The organism is Bacteroides sp. 3_1_13, assembly GCF_001185845.1.
Lineage (GTDB): Bacteria > Bacteroidota > Bacteroidia > Bacteroidales > Bacteroidaceae > Bacteroides > Bacteroides xylanisolvens.
Genome location: NZ_KQ236956.1, coordinates 996,894 through 1,009,917 on the forward strand (window position 1 = coordinate 996,894; position 13,024 = coordinate 1,009,917).

The 13,024-nt window shown below is 39.2% G+C and carries 18 protein-coding genes; 9 read left to right on the forward strand and 9 right to left on the reverse strand.

Translation table 11 applies throughout. The features are described from left to right. Positions 1-3 precede the first annotated feature (3 nt). Together tgt and lon are read right to left on the reverse strand one after the other, a co-directional pair. Complete coding sequence (gene tgt, locus HMPREF9009_RS16585; RefSeq protein WP_004315350.1) at positions 4-1,134, reverse strand: tRNA guanosine(34) transglycosylase Tgt; 1,131 nt, start codon at positions 1,132-1,134, stop codon at positions 4-6. Then, the gene (lon, locus tag HMPREF9009_RS16590) at positions 1,131-3,596 is read right to left on the reverse strand and encodes an endopeptidase La (RefSeq protein ID WP_008022420.1); all 2,466 of its coding nucleotides are present in this window, start codon (positions 3,594-3,596) and stop codon (positions 1,131-1,133) included. The genes tgt and lon overlap by 4 nt, the downstream gene beginning before the upstream one ends. Before the next feature lie 215 nt (positions 3,597-3,811). On the opposite strand from lon, the gene HMPREF9009_RS16595 reads away from it, so the two are divergent. Further along, positions 3,812-4,522: a tRNA1(Val) (adenine(37)-N6)-methyltransferase gene (locus HMPREF9009_RS16595; protein WP_008640182.1), complete on the forward strand. Its 711-nt coding sequence runs from the start codon at positions 3,812-3,814 to the stop codon at positions 4,520-4,522. A 66-nt stretch (positions 4,523-4,588) separates the two neighbouring features. Here the strand turns inward: HMPREF9009_RS16595 and HMPREF9009_RS16600 are convergent, their stop codons facing one another. The 7 genes from HMPREF9009_RS16600 to HMPREF9009_RS16635 form a co-directional block, all read right to left on the reverse strand. Beyond that, positions 4,589-4,957 (reverse strand): hypothetical protein, encoded by a 369-nt coding sequence (locus tag HMPREF9009_RS16600; RefSeq protein ID WP_008997447.1) that lies wholly within the window; start codon positions 4,955-4,957, stop codon positions 4,589-4,591. A 259-nt stretch (positions 4,958-5,216) separates the two neighbouring features. Further along, complete coding sequence (locus HMPREF9009_RS16605) at positions 5,217-5,579, reverse strand: membrane lipoprotein lipid attachment site-containing protein (RefSeq protein WP_008022411.1); 363 nt, start codon at positions 5,577-5,579, stop codon at positions 5,217-5,219. Positions 5,580-5,991: 412 nt separating this feature from the next. Then, entirely contained in the window at positions 5,992-6,402 is a 411-nt protein-coding gene (locus HMPREF9009_RS16610; protein WP_049702751.1) for a hypothetical protein, read from the reverse strand. 267 nt (positions 6,403-6,669) lie between these two features. Continuing rightward, entirely contained in the window at positions 6,670-6,972 is a 303-nt protein-coding gene (locus HMPREF9009_RS16620) for a nucleotidyltransferase domain-containing protein (protein ID WP_049702753.1), read from the reverse strand. Position 6,973: 1 nt separating this feature from the next. After that, complete coding sequence (locus HMPREF9009_RS16625; protein WP_049702754.1) at positions 6,974-7,408, reverse strand: HI0074 family nucleotidyltransferase substrate-binding subunit; 435 nt, start codon at positions 7,406-7,408, stop codon at positions 6,974-6,976. Positions 7,409-7,457: 49 nt separating this feature from the next. Continuing rightward, a complete protein-coding gene (locus HMPREF9009_RS16630; protein ID WP_049702755.1) occupies positions 7,458-8,066 on the reverse strand; it encodes a hypothetical protein in 609 nt (202 codons plus the stop codon). A 57-nt stretch (positions 8,067-8,123) separates the two neighbouring features. Then, a complete protein-coding gene (locus tag HMPREF9009_RS16635) occupies positions 8,124-8,804 on the reverse strand; it encodes a S24 family peptidase (RefSeq protein ID WP_049702756.1) in 681 nt (226 codons plus the stop codon). Between the two features lie 169 nt (positions 8,805-8,973). On the opposite strand from HMPREF9009_RS16635, the gene HMPREF9009_RS16640 reads away from it, so the two are divergent. From HMPREF9009_RS16640 to HMPREF9009_RS16675, 8 genes are all read left to right on the forward strand, one after another. Continuing rightward, positions 8,974-9,180, forward strand: a complete 207-nt coding sequence (locus HMPREF9009_RS16640; RefSeq protein WP_049702757.1) for a hypothetical protein — start codon at positions 8,974-8,976, stop codon at positions 9,178-9,180. 3 nt (positions 9,181-9,183) lie between these two features. Next, positions 9,184-9,384 carry a hypothetical protein gene (locus HMPREF9009_RS16645; RefSeq protein ID WP_049702758.1) on the forward strand — a complete coding sequence of 67 codons (201 nt, stop codon included), beginning with the start codon at positions 9,184-9,186 and terminating at the stop codon, positions 9,382-9,384. A 188-nt stretch (positions 9,385-9,572) separates the two neighbouring features. Further along, entirely contained in the window at positions 9,573-9,827 is a 255-nt protein-coding gene (locus tag HMPREF9009_RS16650) for a helix-turn-helix domain-containing protein (RefSeq protein WP_049703357.1), read from the forward strand. After that, entirely contained in the window at positions 9,811-10,176 is a 366-nt protein-coding gene (locus HMPREF9009_RS16655; RefSeq protein ID WP_005681106.1) for a helix-turn-helix transcriptional regulator, read from the forward strand. Before HMPREF9009_RS16650 ends, HMPREF9009_RS16655 begins: the two co-directional genes overlap by 17 nt. 105 nt (positions 10,177-10,281) lie before the next feature. Beyond that, positions 10,282-10,584: a hypothetical protein gene (locus HMPREF9009_RS16660; protein ID WP_004303132.1), complete on the forward strand. Its 303-nt coding sequence runs from the start codon at positions 10,282-10,284 to the stop codon at positions 10,582-10,584. Then, on the forward strand, positions 10,581-10,790 hold the full coding sequence (locus tag HMPREF9009_RS16665) for a hypothetical protein (protein WP_049702759.1): 210 nt from the start codon (positions 10,581-10,583) through the stop codon (positions 10,788-10,790). Before HMPREF9009_RS16660 ends, HMPREF9009_RS16665 begins: the two co-directional genes overlap by 4 nt. Before the next feature lie 24 nt (positions 10,791-10,814). Beyond that, positions 10,815-11,795, forward strand: a complete 981-nt coding sequence (locus HMPREF9009_RS16670) for a recombinase RecT (protein WP_049702760.1) — start codon at positions 10,815-10,817, stop codon at positions 11,793-11,795. Between the two features lie 29 nt (positions 11,796-11,824). Beyond that, positions 11,825-13,024, forward strand: coding sequence for a hypothetical protein (locus HMPREF9009_RS16675; protein ID WP_049702761.1), 1,200 nt, complete (start codon positions 11,825-11,827; stop codon positions 13,022-13,024).

Here is a 13,024-nt window from a genome sequence, read left to right on the forward strand (position 1 = left end):
TTCTTATAATCTAGTTGATACTCTTTTGACCATCATTGGCTTCCAGGTCGAGAAATCTCCGGCAATAATATGCTTTCTTGCTTCTCCTGCCAGCCACAGATAGAATGCCAGGTTGTGTATCGAGGCAATTTGCATGGCCAGTAGCTCTTGCGCATGGAAAAGATGGCGCAAATAAGCCTTGCTGTACAATGTATCTACGCTGGAAGCCCCGTCGGCTTCGATGGGAGAGAAGTCGGTTTCCCATTTCTTGTTTCGCATATTGATGATGCCATCCTTGGTGAACAACATGCCATTTCGTCCGTTTCGTGTAGGCATAACGCAGTCGAACATATCTACGCCACGCTCTATTCCTTCAAGAATGTTGACAGGAGTTCCGACACCCATCAGGTAACGGGGTTTGTCTTTGGGAAGTATTTCATTAACAATCTCGATCATTTCATACATCTTGTCTACCGGTTCGCCTACTGCCAAACCGCCAATAGCGTTCCCGTCGGCCCCTTTGGACGCGATAAACTCTGCTGATTGTTTGCGCAGGTCGGGATAGACACAACCTTGTACGATAGGAAAGAGAGCTTGATTGTAACCATATTTAGGTTCCGTCTCATTAAAACGTTGTATACAACGGTCGAGCCATCTGTGCGTCAAACCTAATGACTTTTTGGCATACTCATAATCCGAGTCACCGGGAGGACATTCGTCAAAAGCCATCATAATGTCTGCGCCGATGGTGCGTTCTATGTCCATCACCTTTTCCGGAGTGAAGACGTGCTTGCTTCCGTCGATATGCGAACGAAATTCGGCTCCTTCTTCCCGCAGCTTTCTGATTCCGGCCAAAGAGAATACCTGGAAACCACCGCTGTCAGTCAGCATCGGGCGGTCGAAACCGTTAAAACGGTGCAGTCCGCCTGCTTTCTCGATCACGTCCAGTCCCGGACGCAAATAGAGGTGATAGGTATTACCCAGAATAATCTGCGCCTGAATATCCTCTTTCAATTCGGTCAGATGTACTCCCTTAACCGTGCCCAGTGTGCCCACCGGCATAAAGATCGGTGTTTGTATCTGCCCGTGGTCTGTGGTAATCAGACCCGCACGGGCATTACTTTTAGTGTCTGTATATTGTAGCTCAAATGTCATTCCTGGCTGGGTTTCTTAACGGATAAATCAATAGCATCCGACACTTTCTCATTGGTCAGCGCAATGGCAAATACCTCTTTTATATCGTTTACATAGTGGAAAGTCAGTCCTTTCAGATAAATCTCCTGAATCTCATCTATGTTCTTTTTGTTCTCGGCACTCATGATGATTTCCTTGATTCCGGCACGCTTGGCTGCCAATATCTTCTCTTTGATGCCACCCACGGGAAGCACTTTGCCGCGAAGGGTAATTTCGCCTGTCATGGCAATGTTGGCTTTCACTTTTCTTTGAGTCAGGGCAGAAGCCAGAGAAGTAGCCATCGTGATACCTGCCGACGGACCGTCTTTCGGAATTGCGCCTTCGGGAACGTGGATATGGATATTCCAGTTGTCGAAGATTTCTTCGTCCAGATTCAGGATAGAAGCGTGTGCCTTGATATATTCAAGTGCCAGCATGGCAGATTCTTTCATCACATCTCCCAGGTTACCGGTCAGTGTGAGACGTCCGCCCTTGCCACGGCTCAAGCTCGTTTCTACAAATAAGATTTCGCCTCCGACGGCTGTCCATGCCAATCCGGTGACTACGCCTGCGTAATCATTTCCCTGATACTTGTCACGTGTATATTCCGGTGCTCCCAGGAAGTCATACAAATCCGACGGTTTGATTTCTGTCTTGGCGAAATAACCGTCCGTAGCATATTGACGGGCTGATTTACGAAGGATTTTACCAATCTTCTTTTCCAGCTCACGAACGCCGCTCTCACGGGTATATGACTCGATGATAGCTTCCAACGTATCTTTGGGAAGCTTGATATCTGTCTTTTTAAGTCCGTTGGCTTCCAGCTCTTTGGGAACCAGATGCTTGCGGGCTATCTCTACTTTCTCTTCCGTGATATATCCGCTAACCTCAATCAATTCCATACGGTCGAGCAATGGGCCGGGGATTGTGTTCAGGTTGTTGGCTGTTGCGATAAACAATACCTTTGAGAGGTCGTAGTCTACATCCAGGAAGTTATCGTGGAAAGCAGTATTTTGTTCCGGATCAAGCACTTCCAGTAATGCGGAAGAGGGGTCTCCTTGACGGTCGGCGCTGACCTTGTCTATTTCATCCAGGATAAAAACAGGATTGGATGCACCGGCTTTAATCAAGCTCTTAATGATTCGTCCGGGCATGGCACCGATATAAGTTTTCCGATGTCCGCGGATTTCAGCTTCGTCATGCACGCCGCCCAAAGACATACGTACATACTTCCGTTTGAGCGCAGATGCAATGGATTTTCCAAGAGATGTTTTACCTACTCCCGGAGGGCCATATAAGCAGATAATCGGTGATTTCATATCACCTTTCAGCTTTAATACAGCCAAATGCTCCAAAATGCGTTCTTTCACTTTTTCCAGTCCGTAATGGTCTTTGTTCAACGTCTTTTCTGCGTTTTTAAGGTTCAGATTGTCAGTTGTATACGTACCCCACGGAAGATTGAGCATGGTTTGCAGATAGTTAAGCTGTACGCTGTAATCCGGAGATTGTGGATGGGTGCGTTCCAGTTTAGCCAGTTCTTTCATAAATGTTTCCCTGACTTCTGCGTTCCAACGCATTCTTTCTGCCTTTTGGCGCATTTCTTCTATTTCCTGCTCTTGGCCGCCGCCACCTAGTTCATCTTGGATAGTCTTGATTTGCTGTTGCAGGAAGTATTCGCGTTGCTGCTGGTCGATATCTTCACGGGCACGCATTTGGATGGATGCCTTGATTTCTGCCAGTTGCACTTCGCGGTTCAGGATTTCCAGTAAGTGATATGTGCGTTCACGTAATGAGTGGATGCTTAACAAGTCCATCTTCTCGTCTTTTTTGAACGGCAGGTTCGAGCAGATGAAATTGACCAGAAACATCGGGCTGTTGATATTCTTAATAGCAAATGCCGAATCTTGATGCATCACATCTGACGATTTGATATATCTCATTGTCAAGTCCTTGCAGGTTTCCACCAAGGCTTGAAACTCTTTATCGTCTTTGCTTGGAATGTCTTCTTCCAAAAGTTCTATTTCACCTTTCAGATACGGATGGGTTTCGATAATGTTTATCAGGTTCAGACGTTTCATTCCTTGAAGGATGACAGTCGTTGTCTGATCGGGCATTTCCAATATCCGCACAATTCGTCCTACGGTACCGATATTGTGTAAATCTTCCAACTTCGGATCCTCTGTATGTGCCGATCTCTGACAAACTACAGCAATATCTTTATGCTTCTTGTCAGCGTCTCGTATGAGTTTCAGAGAAGACTTACGGCCCACTGTGATCGGCAGGAATACTCCAGGAAACAACACCATGTTACGTAGAGGGAGTACCGGAAGAATTTCACCAGATTTCACATTTACATCAAATGCCTGTTCATCGTTCCCATCATAGTCAGTGATTAGCGAGAAGCCGTTATCGCTTCCATCTTCCAATAAATATCTTTCTTTCATCTTTTCGTTTTAATTTAGTTTATGTCATACTGATATGCATAAATCGTTTGCAAAGTTAATTGATTCTCTCTAATAATAAAGCACTGCGCAGAATAAAAACACAAAAACAATGCCAAAATATCGGCTTGTAGAGGGAGTATTCCATAATTATTATTTATTTTTGGCGATTTGCAATAAAATAGTAGAATAAAACAGCTTTAAGACAAACGGATAAAATGTCGAATCCTTATTTTCAATTTAAGCAATTTACAGTGTGGCACGACCAATGTGCTATGAAAGTTGGTACGGATGGGGTGCTTTTGGGAGCTTGGGCTTCGGTTGAGCGCGCGCGCCGGATATTGGATATTGGTACGGGGACGGGCTTGGTGGCTTTAATGTTGGCTCAACGCAGTTTGCCAGACGCAAAGATTGTGGCATTGGAGATAGACGAGGCGGCGGCCGGACAGGCCAGGGAAAATGTGGCTCGTTCTCCTTGGCAGGAGCGGATAGAAGTGGTGCAGGCTGACTTTAAGAAATACCGGTCTTCGGATAAATTTGATGTGATTGTTTCAAATCCCCCTTATTTTGTCGATTCGTTGGAGTGTCCGGATCGGCAGAGGGCTGCTGCCCGTCACAATGATTCTCTAACCTACGAAGAATTGCTGGAAGGGGTAAATAGGTTATTGGCAGCAGACGGACTTTTTACGGTCGTGATTCCAACGGATGTGGTTGATCGGGTAAAGGCGATAGCTTCTATGAATAAGTTGTATGCGATTCGTCAGCTCAATGTAATTACTAAGCCCGGCGGTATTCCAAAACGTACGCTGATTGCTTTTTCTTTTTCCAATCGGGAGTGTGTGATAGAAGAGTTGTTGACGGAATTGGCGCGTCATCAGTATAGTGAGGAGTATATAGCGTTGACGAGGGAGTATTATTTGAATATGTGATATGGATATATGTAAAAAAAATAAGGCTGATACTTGTTATGTCAGCCTTATTTTTTTCTCTATTGTTTAAAGTAGATACATCTTCGGTTCTTCGTATTTATTAAAGTCAGGAGCTGGCTTATCTATTTTCTTGAAGATACGGGTGTATTTTTCTTTTATTTTTATATAATTATCAATCCAATCTTCATAAGATTCAGATGATTTAGAAAGCAAAGCTACTTCCTGCAGAAAAGCTTCATTTGCCAACCTTTCAGTTTCTTCCAAGTTGCCTTTTATATAAGAAACACAAGCATCGGAAAGAAAGTCTTTATTATCTATTTTCTTCCAAATGCGTTTGACGTTATTAGTCATTCCCCAAATTTTAAAGAAAAGGATGATTTGCAGTATTCCAAATGCAATCATCACTATACCTGTAAATTGTATTAATCCTTCCATGATTTATTATTTTGTTTTTGGTAAGCGATCATAAAGCAAATGAAAATCAAAGTCCATGCTATGAAGATGATAATGGATTGGATGTAATATGTCGGATACAAATAATCGGGGCGATTCATGATGATCATTTGGACAAACGAATAAAGGTGGCATAATAGAATTAGTCCTGATCCTATGCTGCCCAATAAAAAAGCTGTTTTCATAAATATTATTTTTTTGTTATACGATCAATTCTAAGCATTTTTAAGTTTGGAAGTTGTTAGTATTCTAATTTTTCGTAAGTACCAGATTCCTCACCATTTTCAATTTTGAGTTTATTATTTGATATTTTACAGTCCAAATAATATGGTGACTTACCTTTTGGGAATACATCATAGATGTAAATCTTACTATCTTCGACTTTGTATTTGAACGTTTGGAAAGAAATGGGATCTGCATTGCTATAAATTCCAAAAGAGCCTTTGTCATCGTCTCCGAAATTTAAAAACTTATGCGAGCCTTTAATGCCTGTCGACCAATTACCCACGATATTGTTTTCGTTAAGCTCGATCCAGTTATCATCATCTTTACTACAGCTAGTTAAGATCAGAATAGCAAAAAGTGTAAATAAAATGTTTTTCATAATAATAATTTATAAGTTGTTTTGTTTTAGCTTGTTTAGTTGTTTCTTCGATGGCTTTTGGAGTTTTTGAGTAAAAAAGAAAACGCTGATAGCCAAGTTTGCAACTTAATTATCAGCGTTTTCTTTTTCGTCGGGGTAGCGGGATTCGAACCCACGACCCCCTGCTCCCAAAGCAGCATGATAATAAAGGGTATTCAGCTACATATCAGTCAATTATAATGATGTGAGCTAACCATTTCAAAGATAGTTCAAAGAACGCTATTTTGAGGACCTTATTTTAGACCTTTCTAACTCATAATTCAAGAGGGCAATTTCTTGTTTTTGAGCACTGTTTTCTTGCAGTACTTTCCGGAGCTGTTGCCGGAGAGCAACGATTGTTTTGTCTTTATCTTCCATATATTTATTTGTTGGTTTATCCGGTTATTTTTTGTCGTCCGGCTACTTGCACTTTCTTGTTTTCTTTATTATCTATACAAGGAAAAACAATAGGTATACTAAATCTTATATTTGTAGCTGACTTAGCTTGTCCTTCAATTTTGGTATTACTACCGAATCCCCAAGCACCAAAAGTAACTCCAAAGCCAACTTTTCCACCTTCACCGGACATATTAGCCAATGATACCTCGAATTCAATATTCTGAACACTGTATAATTTTCCTTCTATTTCTACATTGTTCTTACTGTTACTTTTCCGAGGACTTACAATAGCCCCACTGGTTTCAACTCTTTTTTGAGCAGCTGTTATACCATCAACGATTTGGGAAATTGCTTCCTCTACAAACTCCTTGAGTTCTATTACCTTTGGGGTATTCTCTGGTTCCATTTATATTTTAAATTAAAAGTTATGTTTAAAAAGTTACTTTACAATTATCGTATGCGTAAACTACGCAAATATTATATTGATTATACAATGAAACAATCATCTAATTCCATTAATGCATTTTGCTATGAACGAGATGACGGTGGACTAGATAAGGTTGCCATTAGGTATATTGAAAATATATGTAATTATATTGTAAAAGGTATCCAATAGGATGCCTTTTAGTGTATTTTACTTTTTCAATTAACTGGACCTCATGATGTTATATGGTCATTGCTTTTCATAGAATAGCAGTCCGACACGATCTATATGCTCGCCAAAAGGAGTACCTATATTCTTACTGTAATCAACTATATCTACTTTGTATAGTAACCCCAAGTCCTCTATTTGAATATTTATATCCAACAGTTCATTGAAAGATATATTTTCCCCTATAAGGGCCAAATCAATATCTGATCCTTCGGTATAGTTGCCTTTAGCTCTGGAACCAAATATTAATACCTTGTCAATATTGGGATGTTTTTTTAATACATCACTAATATCTTTTATAACTTCATTACTTAGACCAAACATATTATGCGAATAATCCAGTGATTTTACTTCTTTCAGAACCAAGCCGAACAGCTAATTGTTTTAGTAGTATAGAATACTCAGTGTAAATCTTTTCGACTATCTCACTTGCCTTGCCATCATTATAAGTGTGCGAGGTAGCAATCCTAGCTTTTGCCATTCTACGCCAACCGTCATGATCCGTAATCATATTATCTTCAAAAGCCTTCTGAAGAGTACCATTCGGACCTTGCACAAACTCGTAACCTTTATACTTCAATAGGTCTTGAAGGACTTTCCAAGCCAACTCGAAAGTATATTCAAATCTTTGTATAAGACCTTCCATTTCCAGTTCAGTTAACTCATCGGGCTGTCTTTCGGATTCTGTAACCTGTAATACTCTTTTACATGCCTTACAATAACTATCATATCTTTGTAACCAACGTATATCTTGTTCCATAAATCTTTTTTTAGTTACACAATCAATTAACTAGACTCTTGAACTCTGCTTATATTTTTGATAGTGCTTCTTTTAGATATGAAGTATCTGTCAGTGAGAATTTATAATTGCTTAACGTACTCGAACTTGAAGATTCTGCAATAAATTTAGCTTCTCCTTCTTTTTGTAAAAAAGTCATTAGCGCTTCAAAATACTCTTCTTCTACAAAGTTGCTCCCGTTTTCTGCGTTATAGGTTTTGAATTCTAAAGTTTCGCCATCAGACCTCTTGGCTTTAAATTTAAAAAATCCTTCACCTTTAATTGGGTGATTTCGATTGTATTCATATAGTTGTATTCTCATACCTGATTTGTCGATAATAAATTGAACACCTAATTCTGAATTTGTGGTTGCTGAGTTGCTAAATGTACCTGTACAAAAGGTACGTATATACCCTTCCTGTGTTTTCTCTCCAAAATCGTCAACATAATGAGATAATTCCCAAATTCCAAATATGTTATTTTTTTCATCTATTGTCTTCAGTTCTCCATATTTTTCTTTATATGTAGATAACTCTGCTTTCAAAGAATCTATTTCGTTTGATAGTGTTACTGTTTGCTGTTGATTTGATGTGCAACTTGTTAATAATGCAGTCATCGTTAAAAATAAAATCTTTTTCATGATAGTAATTTTTATAAGTTGGTTTATTTGAGTTTGCTATGCTATGTTGGTATTTTATTATAATATTTTGTTTGTAATCACCCCTTTTACAAGGAACACGCGTAAGATCTTAGCCTTGTCTATTATCATCTCGTCGAACTCTTCTAGGTTCTTTGGGACTAAGCGCCACTTGTTGGGATTATCCTTGCAGTTACGGATATACTTCACGGTCCTGTAGTCATCTGTAATAATAAGGTATGCTTCTCCGGGAAGAACACTGTCCAAACCTACCTCTTTAATAGCAATTATAGATCCGTCATTGATATCTGGAATCATAGAGCGTCCATAAGCTGGTACCGCACAATCGCAATTCTGAAAAGCGGGAATGTGCAGGTAGTAATTTGGAATATTAGTCTGATCGTTGGGAAGTTCGTCATATCCCATGGTAACATCAACGTCATAATAGGGAATTCCTTTTGTACTTGAAGCTTTGTCAACGTCTGTATTCGTTATTAATGTCTTTTGAGGATATATCATTTCACCCTTTTCTTCAATTATCCAAACTTTGTTTATATTCTTGTTTAATGAACATAAACGTTCGATAAAATCATTAGGTAATGGCACTTTCCCATTTATCACTTGCGAAAATGATGACTTATTTGAGTAGCCTAGCAGTTTACCAACTTCTTCTTGATTATCTGCAACACGTTGCCCTATTAACCACTTTATTGCAAGTTTTATCCTTTCGTTTATTGTCATACAAACTTAATTTATATTAAAAACTAAACATTGTTTATATATAAAGTTGTTTTCTATATAAACATAATTTATATTTGCACTATAAAGTTAACGCAAAACATTGATAACGCCAAAATAAAAGGGCAACAAAGTTAACTAAATAGATTATTTACTCTAAAAAAGACAAGATATGAAGAATCTAAATGAAGTAATGCGCATCCTAGGCGGAAGTAAACGTTTTGATTTCGAATACAATGAGAACGGATATTCCTGTATTCTAGTAGTTTCAAGTTACCACTCCGGTGAAGAAGTAAGACTCGACCTTTCTAAACTTGATGACGAAATGCTTGAAGCCTTGCAAGTAGAAGATAAAGATAATGAAGAAATGGAGGATTAAGTCATGAAAGTGAGAATCAAGAATGTAACCGGTTCAACTGGTAACGAATGGCTTCTATGGGAGCTAAAAAAAGAAGCAGGAGTAAAAGAAGGAGATATAGTTGAAGGTAAATTCAATCCTAAAAATAAGGCGGTAGACTTTACTAGGGGTACAACAGAATGTGTCGCTTGGCTCGGAGAAACTTGCGAAGAAGTCAAAGACTAAAATTATAAAGCATGCTGGCTTAGTTTTCGATGCAAACCCTTTGAGAATGTGCCATCTGGGCAACCGGAGAATCTGAAAGAGGTTACGAGATAGAATGAATCTTTAATCATCCGCGCAACAGCGATACGTTGTCCTTGGCAGGCTTGGTCGCCTTCCTGGGAACTAATTACTATAATATAATAATGTATATGGAAAATCAATTAGAAACTATCAAAGCTAATCTGCCTTACGGATACGAAAAGCAGATTGCGAAGGAAGTAGGATGTTCAAAGGGTACAGTGCACAATATCCTCAACAACAAGCCTGCTTCCGCTCGCTCAACCTACAAAGCAAAAGTATTGAATGTCGCTGTAAGAATGGCTAATGAAGCTTTGGAAGTCACCAAAGGAATCTCCAGAGCGGCAGCCGAACTAGAGACTTTGCATCATGGAACTGCAAGCTGATTCTGCTCTAACCAAGCGGGAAAATCAAATAGCGGGACTGGCTGCTTGTGGCTTGGCAAAGAAGGAGATTGCCGACAGATTAGGTACTGCCTACGGAACGGTAAATGTCCTGTTAGATAAGGCCTACAAAAAGACGGGGACCAGCAAATTGAACGAACTTGGTGCTTGGTGGATAAATAGAGTCTTTGCTCTAAATATAGACTTCAAGCAATTGCAGAAATCATTAATCGCTCTTTCATTTCTTGGAATTATTGCCTTTCAGATTGCATTTGACTGCAACAACGACCTTAACCGGAGTCGGCGGGCAAGAATACGAAGAAATAGAATTGAAGAAGTATATGAACTCTAATCAATATTAATCAGGCAGCATAGCATAGAGATGCAGATGTGTTTCAGTAATTAAAAGCTCAACACCATTCAAAAGTAAAACAAAGAAACAGCCTAATTAGAGATTATGGAAAATTGCTTCGAAATGATGGTCGCACGATGTATTAAGATCGGAACTGTTCAAACGTTGACGATGTTAGGGCTACTTCCCGAAGTAGTAACTATATCACAAGCGGAAGATATATACGGAAAACGCCTGATTACAGAATGGCGCGAAAAAGCCTGGATTAAGTTTTATCCGGCAAATAATAAGGAAAGAGGAAAATATTATGTGAAGCGGTCAGAACTGGAAACAGCTAGCGCAATGATGGATTTGCATAATAAAGTTCCGGACAATATCATCAAACAATTAATGCAGACAGCTGTATGACACAAGTTAAACAAGGATCTTCCTTATTAAAGGAATTACAGGATAAGATAGGAAAGCAGTTGGATGAAAGAGAAAGCGCTATTAAAAATTACAGTCCTTCTCCCATCAAATGTAGTCCATCAAAAACAGATATCAGAAAAGAACCTACAGCTGAAGACATACTCTTAATGGAAGAATACAGCCGTGGAGTATACCAAGGAGACTAATAAATAACTAATATTTAAACAATTATGAGTAACATTATTGAAATTAAAGTGGAGGAGCTTAACGCACTTCCAGCAACGAAAATTGTCGAAAATGAAAATGTACAGACGAAATTTATTCAAATGTACAATGCTATTTGGGGTTCTCAAATGGGGGAACAGATTTACCACAAGGAAGTATTTAATTTCCAGAAGGTTCTTCGTGAGAATCCTTCGCTGGCTGAATGTAGTAAGATGTCACTGTTTGGTTGCTTCCTCGATATGGCTGTAAATGGGCTATCACTTGATAATACATCACATCCTCATTGTTATCTCATTCCACGAAAGGTAAAAACGGGCCAAAAAGATGAACGAGGATTTGATAGATATGAAAAAAGAGCTAGTGTCTCTGTTACTGGTTATGGAGAACTGACCATGCGCATGCGTGCTGGGCAGATTCGATATGCGGATAATCCGGTTATAGTTTACGAAGGAGATATATTCTCTATCAGTCTGGATAATGGTGTAAAGAAGATTACTTATTCAGCCGCTATACCTCGTAAGTCTTCTAATGTAATAGGGGCATTCATTCGTATAGTTCGTTGTGACGGATCTGAAGACTATCAATGGTTACTTGAAGGTGATATCCAACGCCTGGCTAAGTTTTCAGCAAAAAACAACTCATACTACAACAAAGATGGACAACGAGTAGAAGGCAAAGCTAATGAACTGTATTATTCGAATAGTGGTGGTGTTGATCCGGGATTCCTTGAGAACAAGATGATAAAGCACGCTTTTGATGCTTACCCCAAGGTGCGTACCGGAAAGTATACTATGATGGCGACAGAGCAGGAAGATGAAGAAGTTATCGATTATGGCATTGTCGATGAAGAAAAGGTTAATGAGCCTGTTCAATCTACAGCCTCTGCAGATGATACCAAAATACCTTTTGGGGAAGAAAAACAATTAGACGCTCCGGAGCCCGTTCAAGTGGCAGTATCTGATGATGATGTAGACGGAGGCTTCTAGCTATTACTAACCAATTTAAGAAAACGATTATGGCAACAGAATTAATCAAAATAGACGAAGTAAAAAACATTTTTTCATCTTTTCCCGAAATTATGGGAAGGAATACTCTCTCCGTAAAAAAATGTAATGAAGCAGGGCAGGCTCTCCTTGATACAATCGAGGGAGAAGGTATGAATGAAACGATAGATCAGGCTGCAGCTGACTTCTTGAAAAAAGTAAATACTACTCTCAAGAATATGGACGAACGTCGCAAGCCCATCACGCAGATATTCGACAAAGTTCGTTCTTTCTTTACTTCACAAGAAAAAGAAATTGATCCTAAGGATTCTTCTACAATCCCCGGAAAGCTTGTAGCAAAGCGCAATGAGTATGCTAAGTTCAAATATGAAGAAGAGCAGAAGAGAAAGAAAGAAGCTGAGCAAAGAGTATTAATCAATAATGAAAAGGTAAGCTATCAACAAGCAATAGAAAATGGACTTCTTTCTTATTTCAGTTCATATCTATCTTCTAAGGTAACCGAGCTGCAGAATATTTTTTCGGGATTGACTTATGTAAACTTTGATAGAGAAGTAATCGGTATAACTGTTTTCCAAACTGATTACCCGAAAGCTCATTTTGATAAATTCACTGCTGAATATGCTACCTATTATATCAATAAGGAGATAAAAGCAGAGATTCGCAAAAATACATTGCTGGGTAAATATGAGCAATATGCTCAACAGTATAAGGCTAAAATTTCAAGTGTTAAACAAGATCTTATCGACCGTATTCCGTCTAAGCGTAAAGAGTTGGCTGAACTGGAACAGCTTCGCTTGGCAAATGCAGAAGAAGCCGCAAAAGCAGAAGAATTGCGCAAACAACGAGAAGCAGAAGAGGCAGCCAAACAATTACAAGAGTTAAAGAGAAAGGAAGAAGCAGATAGGCAGGAGGTTGCAATGAAAACGCAACAAAGCTCAATCGGTAATCTTTTTGCTGGTGCTGCTGCATCTGTTGCACCTCCACCGACAAACGCTAAGGTAAAAGAAAAGATTGTTGTTCTTCATCAGCAAGGATACCTGGAAATATTTCAGATGTGGTGGATAGGCGAGGGGCAGACTCTTCCTTTTGATGAGTTAGAGAAGATCTTTAAAAAGATGACTACATACTGCGAGAAGAAAGCAAACAGTAAAGATCAGACACATATTGAATCACAATTCATCAGCTACGAAGCAGATGTGAAAGCTAAATAG